This is a genomic window from Caballeronia zhejiangensis (assembly GCF_000698575.1).
Lineage (GTDB): Bacteria > Pseudomonadota > Gammaproteobacteria > Burkholderiales > Burkholderiaceae > Caballeronia > Caballeronia zhejiangensis.
This window is the reverse complement of the sequence record NZ_JFHD01000004.1, coordinates 200514-222421: the sequence shown is the minus strand read 5'-3', so window position 1 is coordinate 222421 and position 21908 is coordinate 200514. Positions and strand designations below refer to the sequence as shown.

Here is a 21908-nt window from a genome sequence, read left to right as displayed (position 1 = left end):
TTCGTGCTGAAGGCACGCCGTTTGACTTACACGTCGAGCTTCGTATAAGGATTCGCGTAAGTGAACGGATCGCAGAGTAGATCGTTCAACGCATACTGCCCGACCGCGTGATATTTCCACCGCACGCTGTCGTGCAAAGTGTGCGTGCGCGCATTGCGCCAATGCCGGTCGAGTTTGTGTTCGGAGCGCGTCGATTGCGTCCCCGCGAGTTCGAACAGATTGTTCGATGCATCGAGCGCGAATCGCGTCGTGACGATCTTCGCTTCCGCCGTCGCGACGATGGCAGCGGCGACGGCCTCGCGCGGCGCGTCCGGGTCGCGCGCCCGGTCGATCGACTCGGCGGCGCGTGCGGTCAGCGCCTCGGCCGCATGCAAATCGACCGTCAGTGCGCCGATGTCGCGCAGCGTGTACGGGTCGTCCGTCGCATGCGATGCGCCGCTGCCGCGCGCGGGATGCGCGAACGCGTGCAGGAAGCGCTTGGTCTCATCGAGCGCGGCCCGGCCGATACCGAGATCGATCGCCGCATGGAGCACCTGCGACACGGCATTGGCCGCATCGATATACGGACGGCGCCCGCGCGCGACGATCTGCAGCGCATCGAGTTCGACCTCGTCGAGCCGCACCTGACCGCTCGCCGTCGTGCGCTGACCGAATCCCGACCAGTCGTCGATGACCTCGACGCCGCGCGCATGCCGTGCGACGAAAGCGGTCACGGGAAGACCGTCGTCATCGCGCGCGGCGACAGGAATCCAGTGGGCGAAAAGCGCGCCCGTCGAATACACCTTGCGGCCCGTCAGCACGAAGCCGTTGCCATTCGCGCGGCGGCGCACGCGCGTCTCGTGCTCCGAGGGCAGACGGTCGCCCGGTTCGGCGGTCGCATTGCCAAAGCGTTCTCCGGCGAGCGCGCGTGAAAAGAAGAAGTCCTGCTGACTCGGCGTGCCGTCGTGTCGCAGACGTTCGAGCGTCGCGAAGTGATTCTGCGGAATTTGCCCGAGCGACGAATCCGCCGCCGAGATCGTATCGAACACCTGCGCGATGGTGCGCACGGAGACATCGATGCCGCCGAATGCGCGCGGCACGCCGATGCCCCATAAGCCGCTCGCGCTGAACACTTCGATCTCGTCGAGCGGCAGCCGGCGATCGCGATCGCGCGCGGCGGCGTCGACGGCGAATTCGGCGGCGAGACGCCGCGCGGTGTCGAGGGCTTCGTCGTCCGAGCGGATGAGCGCCGCGCGCGTGAGTTGCTTGTCCTGTGTCATGCGGTTCCTGTCCTCTCGATGTTCATGCGGCATGCGCCGACGATGCATACTGGCTGGCCGGTCGCGGCAGGCCGAGATGGTCGCGCAGCGTCGTGCCTTCGTAGTCGCGGCGAAAAATGCCTTTGCGCTGCAGGATCGGCACGACGTGATCGACGAAGGCCGCGAGGCCCGAAGGAAACACGTCGGCGTTGAGATTGAAGCCGTCCGCGCCGCGTGCCTGGAACCATTGCTCGATATCGTCGGCGATCTGCTCGGGCGTGCCGACGATCATCCGGTGGGCGCCGGGGTTGCGGTCGAGCAGATCGCGCACCGTGAGGTTCCCGCTCTTCGCGAGCGCGACCGTCGAGTCGATGAAACCGCGCGGCAGGTCCGAACGCGCGACCTTGCCGATGAGCTCGTAGGGCAAGGGCGCATCGATCGACAGATCGTCGGGCGCGAGGCCGAGTGCGCCCGCAAGCCGCGCGATTTCGCGATCGGTATCGAGCAGCGCGTCGAGTTCGGCCTTGCGTTCGCGCGCCTCGCGCTCGGTTCCGCCGACGACCGGATACAGCCCCGGCAGCAGCAGGAAATGATCGGGATTGCGGCCATGCGCGCGCACGCGGTCTTTCATCTCCGCGTAGAAAGCCTGCGCCGTCGGCAGCGTCGTCTGTGCGGTAAAGACGGCGTCGGCGAAGCGTGCGGCAAGCGCGCGTCCGCCTTCCGAGGAGCCGGCCTGCACGAGCACGGGCCGCCCTTGCGGGCTGCGCGGCACGGACAGCGGCCCGCGCACGGAGAAGTACTTGCCGCGATGCTCGATCGTATGCACGCGCGCGGGATCGGTATAGCGGCCCGACGGGCGGTCGGCGACGAAGGCATCGTCTTCCCAGCTGTCCCAGAGCTTCGTCACGACCTCGACGAACTCCTGTGCGCGCGCATACCGCTCTTCGGTCGAGAGCGGAATCTCGTGGCTGAAGTTCGCGGCGGCGTGCGTGTCGTAAGTCGTCACCGCATTGAACGCGATGCGTCCGCCGCTCAGATGATCGACCGATGCAAAGCGGCGCGCGAGATTGAACGGATCGTTGAACGTGGTCGATGCCGTCGCGATCAGGCCGACATGTTGCGTCGCGCCCGCGAGCGCGGTCAGCAGCACGGTCGGTTCCAGCGCCTGCGACGGGCCTTCGGCGTGATTGCGCAGCGACAGGGTATCGGAGAGAAACACCGCATCGAGCTTGCCGCGCTCGGCCGTCGCCGCGATCGCCTTGAAGAAGCTCAGATCGATGATCGAACGTGGATTGTCGAGCGTGCGCCAGCCCGCCGGATGCCGCCCGGTGCCGGTCACGTTCGTGTTCAGATGGAGTTGCCGTGGCCGCGTGGTGGTCATGTCGTCGTGTGCGGAGAGTTGGATCCGGCGAAGTCGCGACGCAGGCCCGCTTCGACGAGCAAAGGCAGCACCGCTTCACCGAAATAGGCGAGATCGGGTTCGAAGTCGAAAAAGGTCAGTTGCACGCCGTCGCATCCGGCGCGTTTCAGCGCGAGCAGCTTGTCGACGATCTGCTCGGGCGAACCGATCAGATGCAGATTGCCGCCGAGGATGCGCTGCTCGCGCTTGTGCTTCGACCACGCTTTCGCGTCGCTGCGGCTGCCTTGCGCGACGAAGCCGTCGAGCGCCCCTTCATCGGCGTGCGCGACGATGGCGTCGCGATACGCATACGCCTCGCGCTCTGTCGGACGGCATACGATCGTCGGGTTAATGAGCGTGCGTACGCGCCGTTCGACGCGCGCCGCGCCTTCGCGAATTTTTGCGGTGTGCGCGGGCAAGGCGCCGATGGCGTCGTCGAAATCCGCGCCCGCCGGACTCGTGATGAAGACGAGGTCCGAATGGCGCACCGCATAGTCGATGCCGGCATCGGAGCCGGTCGCGTTGACGAGTACCGGACGGCGATAGCGCGGGCGCGGGCTCACGAAGGCATCGTCGAGCTGCCAGCGCGGCGTGCGGATCGTCAGGTTCGCGTCGCTGCGCCAGAGCGTGTCGAGCACGCCGACGAATTCCGCCGCGCGCGCATAGCGCTCGTCGTGCTCGATCATCGGCTGGCCGAACATCGCCCATTCGGTGGAGACGTGACCGGTCACGAGATTGATGCCCCAGCGCCCGTTCGAAATGTGATCGAGCGTCGCGCCGAACTTCGCGAGATGCAGCGGATGCCACGGCCCGTAGAGCGCATGAACCGTCGAGATCAGCAGGATGCGCTCGGTGATCGCGGCGAGCGCGCTCGTCGCGATGAATGCATCGAGCGACTGCTCGCGATACTTCATCTCGCCGCCGTGACCGTTCTTGCCGAGCCATTGCGCGAGCCCGAAGACGAGATCGAAGCCGAGCGCTTCCGCCTGCTTCGTCAGACGCGCGTTGTAGTCGAAGCGCCAGTCGGTGCCGCGCGGCAGCGTCGAAATGGACCAGCCGCCGTTCTGGATCGGCAGGAAGAGGCCGCGGATCAGCGGTTGCTGGAACGCCGCGTGCAGCGGACTGCCTTCGATGTCCGCCGGGCTCGATGCGCCGTCGAACGTGGGGCTCATTCCGCGCGCCCCGCGATGTCGGCGAGCCGTTCGCGGCTGCGGCGCGCGGTGGGCGTTTCGAAGTCGAGCACGTCGATGGACGCGATCGCATCGCGGTCCACCTGTTCGACGAGTTGCAGCTCCCAGGCGAGATACGCGTTCATCTGCGCGGCGACCTGATCCGCCTTTGCGTGATACGGGCTGTACCACGCGTCGTCGTCGCCGGTCAGGTTGCCCGCGTCGCCGGCGTCCTGGGGCAGTCCGAGCGCGAGCCAGCGGCGCGTGCCGCCGATGAGCGCGGATACGCCGCCGCGCGTCTGCGCGATTTCCGCCGCGACAAGTCCCGCGAGCACGCCGTCTTCTGACGTGAGCACGATCGGCGTGTCGCGCGGCAAGTCGCTCAGATGCGCGAGAACGGCGCTCGCCGCGACGAAGCGCGCTCCCTTCACATGGGCGCGGCGGAACGCGAGGCTGCTGTCGATATCGATGGTCTGCACGGCGCCCGCTTCGATCTCGCGCAACAACGCATCGGCTTCTATCCAGCGCGTGCGCGCGCCGTGCGGACGCACGCGCACGGCCTGCGCACCGGCTTCGACGTGCTCGGCGACGAGCGATGCGCTCCCCGCATCGTCGAGCACGCGGACATCGAGATAGCCGAGTTGCTTGAGCCACGACGCCGTCATGCGCGCGCGCACGCCGTCGTCGTCGCGCAGCACGACGCGCGCATGCAGCGTGCCGACGTATTCGTCGGTTGCCTGCACGAGCTGTCCGCCGGGCGCGTTTTGCCAGTCTGCCGGATGACCCGCTTCGTATTCGAGCGGATCGCGCACGTCGAAGCGATACAGCGTGCGTTCCCCGCTTTCGCGTTCGAGCGCGGCGAGCGTGTCGCGGTCGATGACCGGCACACGGGCGCGGCGCGCGGCGGCGGCGGCGAGCTCGCGCGCGGTCGCGAGCGCCTCGCCTTCGGGGCGCGGCGCGGTGCGGATCTTGCCGTGTTCGAGTTCGAAGCCTTCGAGCAGCCACGACATGGAGCCGCCCGTGAGCGCGGCGACCGGGTTCGGCACGCCCGCGTTGATGAGCGACTGCGCGCCGAGGATGCTGCGTGTGCGGCCCGCGCAGTTCACGACGATCAGCGTATCCGGCGACGGCACGGCAGCGAGCGCGCGATAGACGAGTTCCGCGCCCGCGCAATCGATGCCGCCGGGAATGCTCATCGTGTTGAATTCGCCGAACGGACGCGAGTCGAGCACGACGAGATCGTCGCCGGCATCCTGGCGGGCCTTCAACGTCGAGGCGTCGATGTTGGGCGTATGCAGCTTGTGCTCGATGACTTCGCCGAATGCCTTGCCCGGCACATTGGTGCCCGAAAAAACTTCGAAGCCCGCCTGCGCCCAGCCTTCGACGCCGCCTTCGAGGATCGCGACGTCGGTATAACCCCAGCGTTCGAGCAAGGCGGCTGCGCGCGGCGTGTACTCGCCGTGGGTATCGACGAGAACGATGGGTGTGCCGCGGCGCGGCACGAGGCGATCGATCAGCAGTCCGAGCCGGCCCACCGGCGCAACCGACGAATAGAACAGACGCTTTCGCGCGGAGACGCCTTCCTCGCGCACGTCGAGCACGGCGAGTTCCGAGCGTTGAGCGATGAGCGTGCGCAACTGCGAGGCGGATACGGAACGGGACATGAGAGAGAAGTCCTTGAAAGTAGGAAGCGGAATCGAGAAATCAGGCGTACGGCGGGCCGCCGCCATCCACATAGAGACGCGTCCCGGTGACGAAGCGGGCATCGTCGGAGAGCAGATACGTGACCGCGGCCGCGACGTCGTCGGGCGTGCCGGGGCCGTCGAGCGCGGTGAGACGCGTGGGTTCGGCATCGACCTGGCCGGTCGTCATCGACGCGAAGCGCGGCGATTCGATCGGACCGGGCGCGACCGCGTTGACGCGCACGCCATGCGGCCCGTACTTGCGTCCGAGACCTTGCACGAGCAGGTCCAGCGCGGCGTTGACGCTCGAACCGGGGAAATGATTATCGATGTTGCGCGAGGACGCGACCACATGCGCGCCTGCGCAAGCGAGTCTTCGCACGACGGCCGCGCCGAGCGCGCCGAATGCGCCTGTGACCCAGAAAACCCGGTCATTGAACTGATCGTGACTGGACATGGACGGATGCACATGGGATGGAAGCTCTCCATGTTGATTCCTCGTGTCGTCAGGACGAACGGATCATTTCGCGAAAGCTCTGCACGATGGGCGTAATGGGCTTGCCAGCGACCGGTCAATTTGCTTAGCTGATTAACTTGGTTGGCGCGACGCGGCCTCTCTCCTAGTGTGTATCGCTCCGAAATGCCGGCCGCGAGAAAGCGCGCGCACCATGAACAGACATCTGCATTTCAACGCGTTCCACATGAACGCGCCCGCGCATTCGTGGGCCGGATTCTGGCGGCATCCGCGCGACCGTTCTCTCGAACACAACACGCTCGGCTACTGGATCGAACTTGCGCAGACTGCCGAACGCGGCCTGTTCGACGGCGTTTTTCTGGCCGATGTCTTCGGCATCTACGATGTCTACGGCGGCGGCGTCGACGCGACGCTGTTCTCCGCCGCGCAATCGCCATCGCACGATCCGCTGCTGACGGTGCCCGCGATGGCGCATGCGACGAAGCACCTGGGCTTCGGCGTGACCGCCAATTTGACGTACGAGCATCCGTATCAGTTCGCGCGGCGTTTCTCGACGCTGGATCATCTGACGGGCGGGCGCGCTGGCTGGAACGTCGTCACTGGATATCTGGAGAGCGCGGCGCGGGGCATGGGACTGGAGAAGGCGCGCGAGCACGACGAGCGCTACGCGGCGGGCGAGGACTTCCTCGAAGCCGTCTACAAGTTATGGGAAGCAAGCTGGACGGAGGGCGCGGTCGTGCATGACAGGCGCGCGGGCAAGCCTTACACGGACCCGTCGAAGATCCGCCGCGTGTTGCATGAAGGGCCGTACTTTCGCGTCGATGGCTTCAATCTCGTCGAGCCGTCGCCGCAACGCACGCCGGTGTTGTATCAAGCCGGCGCATCGGGACGCGGCAAGGCGTTCGCCGGCAAGCATGCCGAATGCGTGTTCCTCGAAGGCCAGACGCCTGCCATCGTCGCGGCGGCGGCGCGTGACATCCGCAAGCATGCGGTCGATGCCGGCCGCGCGCCTGACGACGTGCTGCTTTATCTCGGCGCGACCGTCGTGGTGGCGCGCACGTCCAGGGAAGCTCGGGCACTCCACGCCGAATACGCGGAATATGTCGACACGCTCGGCCAGCTCGTGCTCGTGTCGGGATGGACCGGCATCGACTTCGCGGCGATGGATCTCGACGAACCGATCCGCTATGTCAAAAGCAATGCGCTGCAATCGACCGTCGAAAACCTGACGAAGCGCGCCGGGCGGCCGATCACGCCGCGCGACATGACGCGCTTCGATCAGATCGGCGGGCGCGGGCCGTTCATTGTCGGCGATCCCGCAGAAGTGGCGGATCAACTCGTCGCGTGGGCCGATGAAACCGGCGTCGATGGCTTCAATCTGCGTCGCACGGTCATGCCGGAGAGCCTGCATGCGTTCGTCGATCTGGTCGTGCCGGAGTTGCAGAACCGTGGCCGATACCGCACGGCGTATGCGGACGGCACCCTGCGCGAGAAGCTGTTCGCGGGACGCGGGCCGCATCTGCGTGACACGCATCCCGGCGCGCGTTATCGCGCGGGCTGAGAAGCGCCGCCCGCGATGCGGTGCCGCTTTCATAGACAGCATGGGCCGAGTACCGAACTCCGCACTGCGTTATCGGGAGGAGCGCAGGACTTGATCTACCAACTTCGCCAGATCCGCCATTACGGGTCGGCAGACGCCTGCCTGTCAACGCAATTCGCCTGTCGGGCGATGGTGTTCTATTCGCGATCCGCGCGCGAAGCGACATCGCCAAGCAGGGAAAAAAAGTCTCCGCACGTCCAATGGCTTGACAAAGTGATGATCGAACCCGGCGGCGATCGCCTTCTCTTTGTCCTGTTGCAAGCCGTATCCAGTTACTGCGATGAGAACTTTGCGCGCGGTCTCCGGGCGGCGCCTGAGTTTGGACGCCAACTGATATCCGTCCATGTCGGGCAAGCCGATGTCGAGAAGGCATACGTCGGGATTCCACTGTTCGACTTCCTTCAGGGCTCCATTGCCGTTTGCCGCGACACGTACTTCATTTCCCAAGGTTTGCATCAGCATGGCAAGCGTCTCCGACGCGTCCGGGTTATCGTCAACGATCAACACCCGCAATCGGGATAACACAGGCAGCTCAAGAGAATTGTCCGTCTTGTCATTTCGTTGGACATTCGAGGTTTCAGCCTGCTTCAGGCATACAACAAACGTGCTGCCTTCGCCGGGACCTGCGCTGTACGCGGTGACGGTACCTCCATGGAGCTGGACCAGACTCTTGACGAGTGCGAGTCCTATCCCCAGTCCACCTTGAGAGCGATCGGAACTGCGTTCGCCTTGCGCGAACAAGTCGAAGGCGCGCGCGGCAATTTCCGGCGTCATCCCGATGCCGTTGTCGGCTACGACGGCTTTGACACAGTCGTCGTTCAAGCTCACGGTGAAGTCGATAACGCCTGCTTCCGGCGTGTACTTGGCTGCATTACTGAGCAGATTGACGAAGACTTGGGTCAGCCGCTTCTCGTCTGCCCGTACCAGCGCCGCCGTCGACGACGTACGCAGCGAAAGACGATGCCTTTTCCTCTCGATGATCGGTCTGACCTGCTCGATTGCGTCAGCCGCAACCCGATTTGCGTCGAGCACCTCGACGTTGAGGTTGATCAGTCCCTGCGTTACCCGTGACACATCGAGAAGGTCATCGATGAGTCCCGTCATGTGTTTTACTTGTCGCGAGATGATTTCGCACGACTTGCTGACCCGTCGCGCATCGTTAGGTGCGACCCTCATCAGTTCTGCCGCGCTTGCGATAGGCGAGAGCGGATTGCGGAGTTCATGTGACAACATGGCGAGGAATTCGTCCTTCCGTCTATCGGCGAGACGCAACTCCTCTTCGGCGTTGACGCGATCGGTGATGTCCAACTGTGCGACAACGGCGCCGACGATGGCGCCATGATCGTCCCTGATGGGGGCCCCCGTGCTCAGTAATGTCCGTCGATTGGGCGGGTCATCGAAGCTTTCGATGGAGACGATATCCCTGGCGGCGGCTTCACCGTTTAAAACGCGCGCCGTAGTCCACTCATGGGCGGTGAGTGTATGACCGTGTCTGTCTGAATGATCGGCCCAGCGTCCTTTCCACATCTCGAAGTCTTCGATGTTTTGTGGGCGCGGATGATTCTCGCCCCAAAACTGAGCAAACGATCGATTCACTCGTTCGATCGCACCGCCTCTGTCGCTGACGACAATGCCGATCGGCGCGGCTTCCAATACTGCGTCCAGGCGGCGGGTAGCGTCCAGTGCTTCGCGCGCGGCGCTTCTTGCGTTCCGCTCGCTGGCGACCAGACGTTGCTCATCTTCTCGCTGCTCGGTAATGTCAGAAAAGAGGACTCCCACCTGATGAGGCGTTGCAGCGTCAGGGCGGAATGCATAGATGTCGAACCAGCGTCCTAGCTGCGACGCCTCCCTCTGTGCGTGAATCGGGAGGCCATTCCTGGCGACCGCGCCATAGATCGTGGTATGGGAGACGCAGAGCAGCGTGCCCTCTGAATTGAAAATCGGCGTGTTGACAGCACTCCAAAAGCGTTCTTCGTAACGTGTCTTCCCGTCGTCGGTGGTCACCCAGAGCGGGAATCGCTGTAGCGGCAATGTCTGAGGTTCACCCGTCTCGATTGCACGAGCAATCGATTGGCGCAGCGCTTCGACCCCTGTGTCTTCCGGATCAGCTTCATTGTGGGGGAACACATCGAAAAGGCTCCGTCCGACCATCTCTTCTCTGCGAAGCGTCGAGGCCTTGAGGAACGCATCGTTGACCGCAAGGATGATTGCGTCCCGTGTGGGGGAGAGCAAGTAGCTCCCGACGGGCGCCGTGTTGAAAATTTCTGCGAAGATCTCAGGGGAGGCCATGGGGACGGAGGCGCGGCAGGAGACGCCTTGAATTCTCCGGAGGATGGAGAAGGCAGTTGCGCAACATCCGTGCCGCCATGCTTCAGGGTAAGCGATCAGACGACGGCGCTGGCGTGCGCTCACGCCAGCACACAGCGCGGTGCGGGGTGCCGCGAAAGTATTACCGACACGCGGCCGCTGAAGCGCGCCGACGCATGGAGTCCGACTCAAGCGGCCGGGTGCGGATGCCGATAAGAAAAGAACCCTCGAATTCATTAGAACATGCCGTACAGATGTCGATCTTCACCCAGCCGCCAAGTCTTTGTTCCGCTGATGCACCGCTGCACTTTGTCGCCGGACTGTTCATGGCCGCGTTCGTCGGCGCGTGCGTGACGCCCGCGTGTGCGGCTACCGCTCCGTCGCTCGCGCGCGCATCGCTCCAACCGGAGAACGAAGACCTGGCTTCGATGCCGCTCGAGTCGCTGATGAGCATGACCGTGAGTGGTGCGACGCGGGTCGCACAGTCCGCGGCGAGCGCGCCTGCCGCCGTCATCGTTCTGACCGCCCGTGACATACGCGACTACGGCTGGCGCACGCTGGCCGATGCGCTTGCAACGCTGCCCGGACTGTATATCACCTCCGATCGCATGTACTCGTATCTCGGCGCGCGCGGTTTCCAGCGCCCGGGTGATTACAACAGCCGCTTCCTGCTGCTCGTCGACGGAATGCGTTTGAACGACGGAGTCTATGATCAGGCGCCCGTCGGCTCGGACTTTCCGATCGACATGGATCTCGTCGAGCGTATCGAATACATACCCGGCCCCGGCTCGGCCGTGTATGGTTCCAATGCGTTGCTTGGCACCATCAACGTAATCACAAAGAAGGGCAGCGAGATCGGTGGCGTTCAACTCGCCGGCGCTGTCGGCAGCTTCGGTGAGAAACAAGCTCGAGCGACGTATGGTTGGCATGGCGCGCACGGCGCGGACCTCGTGCTGTCCGCGACGGCCTACGAGCGCCACGGCCAAGACCTCTTTTTTCCCGAGTTCGATACGCCGGACAACAACAACGGCGTAGCAAACGGACTCGATGGCGAGCGCAACCAGAAGTTGTTCGCGAAGTTCGGCATCGGCGGCTTGCGCATCAGCGCGGGCTACGGCAACCGCACGAAGGACGTTCCGGGCGCGCCTTACGACGCTGTCTTCAACGCACCCTTCAGCGTAACGGACACGCATTCCTTCGTGGATGCCACGTACACGCATCATTTGCGCAACGACATTGCGATCGACTATGAGCTTTATTCGGGGCGTTACGACTACACGAGCCGTCAGCTCGTCTCCCCCGCGCCGGGCATCAGCAACGTCGATGGCGATCATGCCGTGTGGTACGGCGGCGATGTGCATGCGACCGTGCGCACGGTGCCGCGCAATCGCATCGTGGCCGGCGTCGATTACACGATAAACACGGCACGCGACCAGTGGAACTACAACGTTGGGCCGTATGAGCGCCTGCTCGACGACCATCGCGTCAGTCAGCGCGTCGGCGTGTATGTCGATGACGAAATCAAACTCGCCGAGCCGCTGACGCTCGACATCGGCGGCCGCTTCGATAGCGAGACGCGCATCGGCGGTAATTTCAGTCCCCGTATCGCGTTGATCTGGCGGCCGACCGCAAGCGATACGTTCAAGCTCGTCTACGGCACCGCATATCGCGCGCCGAATGCCTACGAGATGTATTACGCAATTCCCGGCGAAGGCGGGCAGCTTGCGAACCCCTGGTTGAAGTCGGAACGTATCGGCACGCAGGAGTTCGTCTACGAGCGTGCATTGGGCGGCACGGGACGCGTGACCCTCTCGTTGTTCCGTTACTCGCTTCGGGACCTCATCACCGAGTCCATCGACCCGGATTCGGGTCTCTATGTGTTTCGCAACGTCGATCGCGCGCAGGCACGCGGCGCGGAACTCTCATGGCAGCAGCAGTTTGCCTCGGGCGTGCGCGCGCGGGCCAGTTACGCCTATCAGTTCTCGCGCGATTCCGTGTCGGGCGGCGCGCTTCAAAACTCGCCGCGCCACATGGCCAAGGTCAACGTGAGCGTCCCGCTGTTTGCCATGTCGGCGCGCGCAGGTTCCGAAGCGCAGTGTCTGTCGTCGCGGCTCGCACAAGCGGGTTCGGCGGGGGGCTACTGCGTCGTCAACGTGTCGCTCCACAGCCGGAAACTTATTGCGCCGGCAGATGTGTCGCTGTCGGTTTATAACGTCTTCGACCGCCGATATGCGGATCCGGCCGGCCCCGGCTTCGCTCAGAACGTCATCGTGCAGCAGAGCCGCACGCTGCTGGCGAAAATGGTCTACGGGTTCTGAAGATGTGGATCCGTCGAGGCATAGCGCTCTGTTTGTGCACGGCCGGTTCGCTCGCGGCATGGTGTGCGCACGCGCAGGTAGATCTGCCAAAGCTCGAGAGCGCCTACATCTTCAACTTCACGCAATTCACGCAATGGCCCGCTGAACGCGCTCGCGGCGCCGAATTGCGCGTCTGTGCGAGCGAGCGCAGTTCGCTGCGCGACGCGCTGGCTGGACTCAATGGGCGGCTGGTGGGTGCGCGCGTGTGGCGTTTTATGACCGTGGGCAGCAAGGGGGCCGGCGAATGCGACGTGCTTGCCCTGGACGACGGCGACAGCACGAGCGCGGAGATGCGCGAGGCATTGCGGTCGGACGATGCAGTGCTCGTCATCGCTGGCGCCGGCGCGACCGCACCCGGTGAGGCGGTCATCAAGCTGATCGCGGAGGACGAACATTTGCGCTTCGACATCAGCAACACCGAGGCCTTACGCCGAAAGCTGGTTCTTAGCTCGAAACTGCTGCGGCTTGCAAGGAGACTCAAATGACCATGCGGAGCAGCAGTCGGAGCGCCGAGCGTCTGACGGTGCACGCGAATCTCGTGAGCGTCGGCATTGCGCTGGTGGTCGCGAGCATCGTGCTTCTCGTGTACCAGGCGGTGGCATTCCGCAGCGCTCTCTATGACGATGCGTCGCTGCAAGCGTCCGTCATCGCAGAGAACGTCAGCGCATCGTTGATGTTCGATGACGAAGCGTCGATGACAGACGTCTTGCGATCGCTGCGCCGCGTTCCCTACGTCGAGAGTGTCAGCGTATATCGCGACGACAACCGGATCTTCACTCGCTACGCGCGCGCAGGAATTAGCGCGGAGCACATCGACGAGGGTACGCTCGCGTCGACGGAGCATCGCACGACACTCTCGCTCGGTGACGTCTACGTGCGCGCGACGATCGAGCATAAAGGCCACAAGCTGGGACATGTGGTGCTCGTAGCAACGAGCGACCTGGTGCGTCGACAACTCCTGCAATATGCGTGCTTTCTCGGCGTCGCGTGTCTGGGTGCGCTCTGGGTTTCGACACTCGTCATGCGCCGGATGCGGCGACGAGTGACGGAAGCGGAACGCGAGTTGGAGCACCTGGCGCGCACGGACCCGCTCACGAGCCTGTCGAACCGGCGTACGTTCTATGAAACGCTGGAGGCGCGGCTCGGGGCGGCAAAGGACCCGCATCGCCATCTTGGTCTCGTGCTGATCGATCTCGATGACTTCAAGACGGTGAACGACACGCTCGGTCACGGGGCCGGCGACGAACTGCTGCAGCATGTGGCGCGCGTGCTGACGAGTGCCGTGCGCGGTCGTGGGATCGTGAGCCGGATGGGCGGCGACGAATTCGCCGTAACGGTAGAGTGCTCCTGGAAACGGAGCGCGGTTGAGGAAGTCGCGAATGAAGTCGGACACGCGCTCTGCCAGCCCGCGATAATCGACGGCGACGAGATCAGCGTGACGGCGAGCATCGGCTATGCGAGCTTTCCGGAGGCCGGGCACGACAGCGGAAGCCTTGTCGCCAGCGCGGACATCGCGTTATACGAAGCGAAAACGCGCGGCAAGAACATGGTCGTGGGATTCTCTCGTGAACTGATGAATGCAGCGCATCGCCGTGCGTATCTCGAAGCGGAATTGCGCAAGGCCGTCGACGGCGGTGCGCTCGATCTCGTCTATCAACCGCAGTTCGACTGCCGCAACGGTTCGCTCGTCGGTGCAGAAGCGCTGACGCGGTGGACGCATAGGGACGAAGGCGTCGTATCGCCGGCAGAGTTCATTCCGATCGCAGAGAACAGCGATCTGATCGTGCGGCTCGGGCGTTCGGTGCTGCAGCGCGCGTGCGTTGCAGCGGCGACGTGGTGCGCCGACCATCAGAACGTGAGCGTTCGCGTTGCGGTGAACGTGTCGGCGCGGCAGTTGCGGCATCCGGCCTTTGTCGACGACGTCCTCGCGGCGCTCGCGGCGAGCGGCCTCGCACCCGGGCTGCTCGAGCTCGAGCTTACCGAGAGCCACCTCATTGCCAACCGCGAGACGGCGCTCGACGTGATGAATCGTCTGCGCACTGCGGGTGTGCTGTTATCCATCGATGACTTCGGCACAGGGTATTCGTCGCTGTCGTATCTGCATGCCTTCCCTGTCAATACGATCAAGATCGACCGTTCATTCATCGAAAGGCTTCCAGAACATGGACAGCCCATCGTGACGGCGATCCTGTCGATGGCTCATAGCTTCGGGCTTGACGCGGTTGCCGAGGGGGTGGAAGACGCGAAACAGCTCGCGTGGCTGATGGAAGCGGGATGCGACGTCGTCCAAGGTTATTTCACCGGCACGCCCATGTCGATCGACAGATTTCGTGCCCTTCTACGAGAGCATGCATTGGCGCAACAGACAGGTACGTCCGGGATCATCGCCAATGATGAACACCCGCAATCGGCATAACACGGGCAGCTCAGGAGAATTGTCCGTCTTGTCGTTTCGTTGAGAGACCGGAAGAGGGTGCAAGCGGATCAATCACGTCGCAGTCGGCTCTCCGGACATACTGAAGACCATCGACGGCGGGCCTAACGGAGCGACTTCTTCGCGGGTTGAAATTCCAAGAAGATCCAGTAACGCGATCAAGCGACGGCGATCGCGGGCGGACAGTCCCGGAAACACCAGAAGCTTTTCCGTCTGAGCAGCCCAGTATTCACGGCGGATCAATGTGGGTCGGCATATCAGGGTGTTGACGGACCGTTCAAGTTGCCGAATTTCATTTTCGAGGATCACCCCAGCCTCCTGCCATGTGCATGAACTGAAACCGCGTCCCCGAACGTACTACCGAGGTAGCGTCTGCATCGGAAAGCGGTACTTTTCTCATCGAATCAGTCATCTTTTTGCCAAGTCCGGCGCATCGATTCGGACCGGCTTCTGCAATCCCAATTCGGGCTATGCGACGCATCAAAGCGCCATGTACGGCTGCTCGAAACGCCTGGTCACGCAAACGTTGGCGCTCTTGCGTGCCGTTATGACCTGTTGCTTGCAGCGGATAACGGCAATTTGACGAGACGAGTTAATACGGGAAAACCAGTATTTCGCGGCATAGGCGATTCCTGCTCGCCGAGCCGAGGCCCGACGGTCGGGAAGTGATGGAAACGGCGCGTGGACCGCTGCGGCGCTAAGCCCGTGGTGAGCGCGCTTGCACGAGTCTGCGAAATTCTTCCGGTCGCATCGGCAGTTCTTGAGTGGAATCGGTGATACCGCAAAGGGGGCTGAGGGGCACTTGTGCGCCAGACGTCCTTGCCCACTCGGGGAATGTTGTTGAGACCGCAGACGCCTCGACAGTGGGATGTCCCGAGGTTGTTGTCGCCGGTTCGTAAGCGCGGGACCGATGGTTGCCTTGGCGAAAGATCGAGAGGTCGTGCTAGACGGTCTTAGCCGGCCAACTCAAGTCGTTATTAGTCGGTGGAGGATCCGAGGGAATCGAATATCTTTCGAAGTGAGCGATTCCCTTGTTCGCCGGGTTTTTCGATGACCGCGTCATCGAAAGCCCCGACGCGGCGAATTTCAGCTGGCGACCGCCCTGCCGCTTATTACTTCGGGTGGCTCGCAATGAAATTCTTGACTGCCATGTACGAGGCCTTCTTCGTCTTGCCATCGCTTTGCAGCATGCCGTAGTTGCCTTCCTGGGAGTCGTACAACTCGAAACCTTGAATCGACTGGATGTTGTACTTCGACGCCTGGGTGTAGTACTGCTGCATCATCAGGTTACCGGTCAGGTAAGAAGCGATAGTGTCATTCGCGCCATATTCCGGACGCACGCCGAACTCGTTGATCCAGACGGGCCTGCCAAAGGAACTGATGATACCGAGAATGTCGTGACACCCCGTGCCCCCGCACGCATTCGTCATGTCGCCCTGGTCGGAGTACCAGTGCCATGCGGTGATGTCCCAGCTGACGGTCGGGTGACCGTGTGTTCCGTCGGGCTGTGAGCCGTCGAGAAGCATCTGAAAAAACGCAATGTGCTTCCATGTGCCATCGACGATAATCTTCGCGGAACTGTCGACCGACTTCACACCCGCGATCATGCCACGGATCACGCCGCGCGCGATCGTGAACGGCCGATTGCTGTATTGCCACCAGATGTTGCCGTCGTAGTTTCCAGCCAGCGCGGCAGAATCCAATTCGTTGGCGACTTCGTAGTACGTGTACTTATAGGTCTGTGCCGTTTGCTGACCCATTACGAAGCCCGCATTGTAAGCCGCTTCCTCGCTGTCAAAACCCAGCCCGAGCAGCATCACCGGATACACCTGAACCCCTCCTGCCGCAAACTGTTTGGCAACGGTAGCGAGCACTTTGGCGGATGCCAAGTTGTACACGTCGTTGCGGAAAATCTTTACGCCAAGGTCTTGGAGCTGCGAGAGCTGTGTCGCGTAGGGCGTGTTGTCATAGGCGCCGCCGTTGGTAATGTGACCGTTCATGCCGTAAAAGATTGAAGCCGTGGTGGCCGCCTTTGCGGTCGCCTCCGGCATATCGGTGGCTTTCGCCGTGGCGGCCTCGACGGCGCCTTCGCCGCCGCCGCCGCATGCCGCGAGCATCAGACTGGTGGCGACGGCAACGACGGCCGCCGAGATATTGACGAGGCGGAAACGGTCACGCAAGCAATGGCCAGGTTTTCTGTGGTTTGTCATGGTAGTTAGCAATACGAATTGATGTGTTCCGAAGCCGTGGGCGTGCGGACTGATGACGCCTATTTCTCTAAGTCGGTAGTCAGACCGCGATGGAATGCAGGTTTCGGACTGAAACGCCCGGTTGCTGCAGTTCGGTCGGTACGCTGTATGGACCGGAGCGTTAGGGGATTAATGAGGACGACTTGCACGGCAAGGGAGCCGGGTTCGCAAATCGGCCGCAATGTCGCTCCGCGATGTTGCTACCCCGTCGACCTTTGAGGACGCATAAGGGTTAGCCAAAATTACCGAATGGATGAGCCTTATAAACAGTTTTACGGCAAGCTTTGTGCGTTCTTTAGGTTATTCGGAACGGGATACCGAAACGCAGTCGCTTTGAATCCTGGGTAAGAGGTAATAATTGCGTATTCGCCGGGAAATCTATTGCACATTCCGCGGATCGACGCCAGCCCGGCAATGACTCAGCCGACGGTCGCGGAAGCAGCGCGGGAAGCGGAGCACTACACGTCAGATCTGAATGTGACTAGTCGGCCGGGCCTGGCCTGCAAATAAAGCGGCGCCACCGTCGAGTATCAAGTAAGCGATCCTAATAAATAAAGTGGCGCCGGCTTTCGTGGCTTCCTGGGTCCGGCGCGATAGAGCTTTCGCCGCTGTATTCTTGACGTCGACCGATGCTTCTTGAATTGGACGCATTGCGAATCTGCTCTCCTTAACTGAAGGTGAGCCGCGCGCCATACGCGGCGCTGTCATTCGAAGGAGATACGCATGCGTCGCTTGCTCGACATTGTGGTCTCTCTTCTTTTGAGCGTCACGCCGCTTTATTCAGGTGCCGGTGGCGACAAGGATGGGGCCTAAAGGCGCGCGGCTGTTCTTCATCCGTTCCGATCGCTACGATGCGGCCTCGCAATGTGTTAGTGGCTCCGCGCGCGACGATGCAATTAGCGCACAGTGCGCCGTTGTTCCACCGTTCTTGGCGATCGGTGGCCGCACACGACCGGGAGGACCGCTTTGCGCGGTCATCCGTCATCGATAGATTCGTCGTTGGATAGTGTCCTTCGTCCGGTTTGACGCTTAAGGCTGTTTCGAGGGCGTCAGAAGCGATGCTTCAAGCCGACGGCCGCTTCGAGCTGATTCGTCGTGGAAGCCGGGGCGGTCACGCCGTTAATCCATGCCACGCCCAAGGGCGAAGTGCCGCTCGGGCTCGACCGTTGCCACGCGCCCTGAATGTAGACATCGGTGCGCCGAGAGAAGCGGTAATCGGCCATCGCGCTTACCTGATTCCAATGTGGAACGCCGCCGCCGCCATTTCCGCCTGCGCGCGAATAGGTGTACGCGCCCGAAAGTTCGACCGCCGGCGTCAGCGCATACCGAATGTTTCCTTCGAAGTTCTGGAAAGTTCCGCTCAGCCCAGTCTGAAAGAATTGGGAGAGCTTGGTGTGCGAGTACACGAAGCCGGCCACAGCCGGACCGAAGGTGTAGTTCACGCCGGCGCCGAAGGTCTTCTGACTGCTGGCCAGCACGCCCAAAGGCACACCCGTCGGCGTCAGCGCGCCTTGCAGGGACGCGCCGGTTGTATCGGTGACTGCGCCGTTCGTATTCAACTGTGCCGGCGTGCGCGCAGAACTGCTGAGCGCGAGATAACCCGCACCGAAGTTCCACGCGCCCGCGACGTATGAGATGCCGAAGCTATACGCACGATTGTTCGCGAATTCGCCCGCCTGATTGGAGAAGCCGTACAGCCCACCGAACCGAAAGCCTGCGATGTTCGGGCTCAGGTACTTGACCGCGTTGTTGATCTGAAACGAGTCGTTCAGATTGTCGTTGTCTAGCGGATGCGCGAAGTGCGTGCCCCCGAACTCCGTACCCGTCAATGAAAGCGGCGCGACGAAATCGACCATGCTGTCGGTCTGGCGGCCTAGCGTGAGCGCGCCGTAATCGCGGCTCGACAAGCCGACATACGCCAGGCGATTGAAGAGGCGCATGTTTGCCGAGTACTGCCCGGTATTCAAATTGAAGCCGCTTTCCAGTGTGAAGATTGCCTTCACGCCCCCGCCGAGGTCCTCGGCCCCGCGCAAACCCCAGCGGCTGTACTGGACTGCGCCGCTCGTCATTTCCCACTTGCTGTGCCCGCCGCCCGTCCCGCTGATCTGGCTGTTCGTATAGGTCAAACCCGCATCGATTAGCCCGTAGAGCGTGACGCTGCTTTGCGCATGCGCTGCCCCGCCGAGTGTGAGGATCGTCGTCGCACCTATCTTAAGCATCTTGTTCATGTGCCTGCTCCAGCAGCCAAGACCGGGAGATACATTCTCTGGGAACGCTTTCTACACGGAGCTAGATGTCTTACGGGCGCGCAGCCTTGCGAGTCATCGATACGAAAAGGCGCGATGTGCTCTACCTGACTTTATGCGATCGCGGTCAGATCTGCCAACTCAAAAGCTACGCAGACACAGATGTCGGGACATCCGTGCTGGAACAACAGGCACGCAGCTAACTAACGCCCGCGACCAACGGACTGACTACTGCGCAGATGGGCAATCCGACGAGCTTCGTACGATCGGGACCGTCATTCCGTAACGTCACGACATGGTGGGCGTCGGCCTGCGTCGTCGTGGTCCGACTTCACTTCGATGTACTTTCCGAAGACGGGTGTTCGGCCTGCTCAGCCGGAATCACACGACCGCTTACCGAGGTCGCGTCGGCTCTGTGCTGCGTTCGACTCTCGTCGCGTGGAGCGGTTGCGAGAACCCCTCCAACAGCGATCGCGCCGATGATGGCGATGCTCGACGCGAGCAACATCTGCCGGCTGACGCTTTGTGACGAGGACGTCAGAGATTCTCCTGTCGCTTCATCCGGAGGCGGATTCGGCGGCAAATGTGTCTGGCAGCGTTTGCATAGAGAGGCCATAGCGCTTACTTCGGCGCCGCATGTATCGCATATTTTGTAGCGCATTCAGTTATCTTCTCGAGTTTCTACTTCGCGCGCAGCGGTGGCGTCCGGAGCTAAAGAGGCGAAAGCGATCTCGCCATATCGGCAGTGGAAGCGCAAGACTTGAGACGCCCGATGCCTGAGGGTGTGATTGCCCGAATGAGGAAGTACAAGCGACGGCAAAACCAAGGCGATGCGCTAGCCCGTTGCTTTGCGCGGCACACTCGTCAAAAGACGCCGAAAGCACCGTAAAGTAAACCGAATGCTATCCGTAAACAGTATGAAAGCAGTGGATTTCTCATCCTGGGAAACCCGCTCGCATCTGTCTACGGAGAATCACAACCATGAAGGTCGTCACCAAACTGGGTCTGGGCTTCGGCATCGTGCTGTCAACGTTGTTCGCCGTGCTCGTCTTCGGTCTCGTGAGCATGTCGCAAATCCAGGCGCGCTTCGATGAAGTCGTCGAAGTCAACAATGCGGAGGCGAAGCTCGCGCACGTGCTGAGCCTGTCGGTGAGCGACCGGATGATTGCACTGCGCAACATCGCGCTCCTGACCGATGCGGCCGCGGTCGAGACGGAGAAAGCGCGCATCCGTACGCAGGCGCAAGGCTACGCGCAGGCTTACGACGCACTCGGCACGCGCTTCAAGGAAAGCGATCAGACCTCCGCAAGCGAACGCGCGGTATTCGAGAAGCTTCGCGCGAACGAAGCCGCCGCCGCGCCGATCATCGAAAAGGCGATCTCGCTTGCCGAAGCGCGCGAGCAACAGGCGGCAATTCGCGTGCTGATCGACGAGTTGCGGCCTGTGCAACGGGACTGGATGAGTACCACGAAGGACATGATCGCGCTGCAGGATGAACAGAACGATATCGCCAACCGCGACGCCGACGCCGCCTACGCCCGCGCCAAAGCGATCATGCTCGCGCTCGGCGTAGCAGCCTTGCTTGCCGGCATCGTAGCCGCGCTTGTCATCACGCGCGGTCTTACACGCGCGCTCGGCGGCGAACCGGGCGAAGCGATGGCGCTTGCGGCACGCATCGCTCAAGGCAATCTACGCGATGCGATCCCGCTCGAAGGCCGCAGCCCCGACAGCCTGATGGTCTCGCTCGAGACGATGCGCGCGCGTCTGAACACGATCGTGGTTGGCATTCAATCATCGAGCATGGCGATTGCCGAATCGGCCAGCGAAATCGCGCAGGGCACTGTCGATCTGTCGAAACGGACGGAGTCTCAGGCGGCATCGCTCGAAGAAACGGCGGCGAGCATGGAAGAACTCGCGAGCACGGTCGCGAAGAATGCCGACAACGCCGCCGAGGGCACGCACGCCGCGACGAAAGCATGCGGCGACGCGACTCAGGGCGGCGACACGGTCAACGACGTGGTCGCGACCATGCGCAGCATCGCGCAGGCTTCGTCGCAGATGGCCGACATCATCGGCGTGATCGAAGGCATCGCGTTTCAGACCAACATCCTCGCGCTCAATGCGGCCGTCGAGGCCGCGCGGGCAGGCGATCAGGGCCGCGGGTTCGCGGTCGTCGCCGGCGAAGTGCGCGCACTGGCGCAACGCAGCGCCGTGGCCGCCAAGGAGATCAAGACGCTCATCGATGCTTCGAACGCGCGCGTGTCGAACGGCTCGGCGCTCGTCGAGCATGCCGGCGGCACGATCGAAGGCCTGGTCGCGTCAGTGAATCGCGTGACGGCCATCATGAGCGAAGTGGCGGCGGCATCTGGCGAGCAGCGCATGGGCATCGATCAGGTGAATGTGGCCGTCGCGCAGATGGACGAGGTCACGCAGCAGAACGCGGCACTCGTCGAAGAGGCGTCCGCCGCCGCTCAATCGCTCGCCGAGCAGGCCGAAGCGTTGCGTCGGGCGGTCGCGGTGTTTCAAGTGGAGTGAGCCGCGCGGTCCTGGATCGCCGCGCAGCGCCTGCACGATGAAGTTCGACGCGACGCGTCCGTCCTGAGGGTCCATGCGCGGACCGTAGGTGTTGAAGATGCGCGCGACGCGCACATCGGTGCCGTACATGCGGCGATAGGCGAAGCACAGCGTCTCCGCGGCGCGCTTGCCTTCCACTGGTTGCGCAGCCCTAAGTTTTTGCGGAAGGAATTACGCG

14 protein-coding genes and 1 pseudogene are annotated in these 21908 nt (G+C 62.6%); 5 read left to right on the top strand and 10 right to left on the bottom strand.

Going from position 1 to position 21908, the window contains the following annotated elements:
* Positions 1-26 precede the first annotated feature (26 nt).
* The 5 genes from BG60_RS08855 to BG60_RS08835 are packed head-to-tail and all read right to left on the bottom strand — an operon-like array spanning position 27 to position 5945.
* Positions 27-1259, bottom strand: coding sequence for an SfnB family sulfur acquisition oxidoreductase (locus tag BG60_RS08855; protein WP_034471126.1), 1233 nt, complete (start codon positions 1257-1259; stop codon positions 27-29).
* A 22-nt stretch (positions 1260-1281) separates the two neighbouring features.
* Entirely contained in the window at positions 1282-2619 is a 1338-nt protein-coding gene (locus tag BG60_RS08850) for an LLM class flavin-dependent oxidoreductase (protein WP_008345459.1), read from the bottom strand.
* Complete coding sequence (locus BG60_RS08845) at positions 2616-3809, bottom strand: LLM class flavin-dependent oxidoreductase (protein WP_034471124.1); 1194 nt, start codon at positions 3807-3809, stop codon at positions 2616-2618. The genes BG60_RS08850 and BG60_RS08845 overlap by 4 nt, the downstream gene beginning before the upstream one ends.
* Positions 3806-5470 carry a rhodanese-like domain-containing protein gene (locus tag BG60_RS08840; RefSeq protein ID WP_034471158.1) on the bottom strand — a complete coding sequence of 555 codons (1665 nt, stop codon included), beginning with the start codon at positions 5468-5470 and terminating at the stop codon, positions 3806-3808. Before BG60_RS08840 ends, BG60_RS08845 begins: the two co-directional genes overlap by 4 nt.
* Before the next feature lie 40 nt (positions 5471-5510).
* Positions 5511-5945 (bottom strand): SDR family NAD(P)-dependent oxidoreductase, encoded by a 435-nt coding sequence (locus BG60_RS08835; RefSeq protein WP_051078948.1) that lies wholly within the window; start codon positions 5943-5945, stop codon positions 5511-5513.
* A gap of 211 nt (positions 5946-6156) precedes the next feature.
* Here BG60_RS08835 and BG60_RS08830 point away from each other — a divergent pair, with 211 nt between their 5' ends.
* Positions 6157-7524 (top strand): LLM class flavin-dependent oxidoreductase, encoded by a 1368-nt coding sequence (locus BG60_RS08830; protein ID WP_008345463.1) that lies wholly within the window; start codon positions 6157-6159, stop codon positions 7522-7524.
* 144 nt (positions 7525-7668) lie between these two features.
* Here the strand turns inward: BG60_RS08830 and BG60_RS36270 are convergent, their stop codons facing one another.
* Complete coding sequence (locus BG60_RS36270; protein ID WP_051996446.1) at positions 7669-9852, bottom strand: hybrid sensor histidine kinase/response regulator; 2184 nt, start codon at positions 9850-9852, stop codon at positions 7669-7671.
* A gap of 344 nt (positions 9853-10196) precedes the next feature.
* Here BG60_RS36270 and BG60_RS08820 point away from each other — a divergent pair, with 344 nt between their 5' ends.
* From BG60_RS08820 to BG60_RS08810, 3 genes are read left to right on the top strand one after another with little or no spacing between them, the layout of a single operon-like run.
* Complete coding sequence (locus BG60_RS08820; protein ID WP_008345465.1) at positions 10197-12188, top strand: TonB-dependent receptor plug domain-containing protein; 1992 nt, start codon at positions 10197-10199, stop codon at positions 12186-12188.
* Between the two features lie 2 nt (positions 12189-12190).
* The gene (locus tag BG60_RS08815; protein WP_081851830.1) at positions 12191-12712 is read left to right on the top strand and encodes a YfiR family protein; all 522 of its coding nucleotides are present in this window, start codon (positions 12191-12193) and stop codon (positions 12710-12712) included.
* The gene (locus BG60_RS08810; RefSeq protein ID WP_008345467.1) at positions 12709-14643 is read left to right on the top strand and encodes a putative bifunctional diguanylate cyclase/phosphodiesterase; all 1935 of its coding nucleotides are present in this window, start codon (positions 12709-12711) and stop codon (positions 14641-14643) included. The genes BG60_RS08815 and BG60_RS08810 overlap by 4 nt, the downstream gene beginning before the upstream one ends.
* Before the next feature lie 72 nt (positions 14644-14715).
* On the opposite strand, the gene BG60_RS37825 is transcribed toward BG60_RS08810, so the two are convergent.
* The 3 genes from BG60_RS37825 to BG60_RS08795 form a co-directional block, all read right to left on the bottom strand.
* Positions 14716-14970, bottom strand: coding sequence for a hypothetical protein (locus BG60_RS37825; protein WP_081851829.1), 255 nt, complete (start codon positions 14968-14970; stop codon positions 14716-14718).
* An 803-nt stretch (positions 14971-15773) separates the two neighbouring features.
* Positions 15774-16841, bottom strand: coding sequence for a hypothetical protein (locus BG60_RS08805; protein ID WP_008345468.1), 1068 nt, complete (start codon positions 16839-16841; stop codon positions 15774-15776).
* A 1118-nt stretch (positions 16842-17959) separates the two neighbouring features.
* Complete coding sequence (locus BG60_RS08795) at positions 17960-19138, bottom strand: porin (protein WP_008345477.1); 1179 nt, start codon at positions 19136-19138, stop codon at positions 17960-17962.
* Between the two features lie 999 nt (positions 19139-20137).
* Between BG60_RS08795 and BG60_RS08790 the strand changes: the two genes are divergently transcribed.
* Complete coding sequence (locus tag BG60_RS08790) at positions 20138-21691, top strand: methyl-accepting chemotaxis protein (RefSeq protein WP_008345479.1); 1554 nt, start codon at positions 20138-20140, stop codon at positions 21689-21691.
* A 12-nt stretch (positions 21692-21703) separates the two neighbouring features.
* Here BG60_RS08790 and BG60_RS36785 read toward each other — a convergent pair.
* Positions 21704-21865 (bottom strand): annotated as a pseudogene (locus BG60_RS36785) (NAD-dependent epimerase/dehydratase family protein); the annotation flags it as partial.
* Positions 21866-21908: the final 43 nt, after the last annotated feature.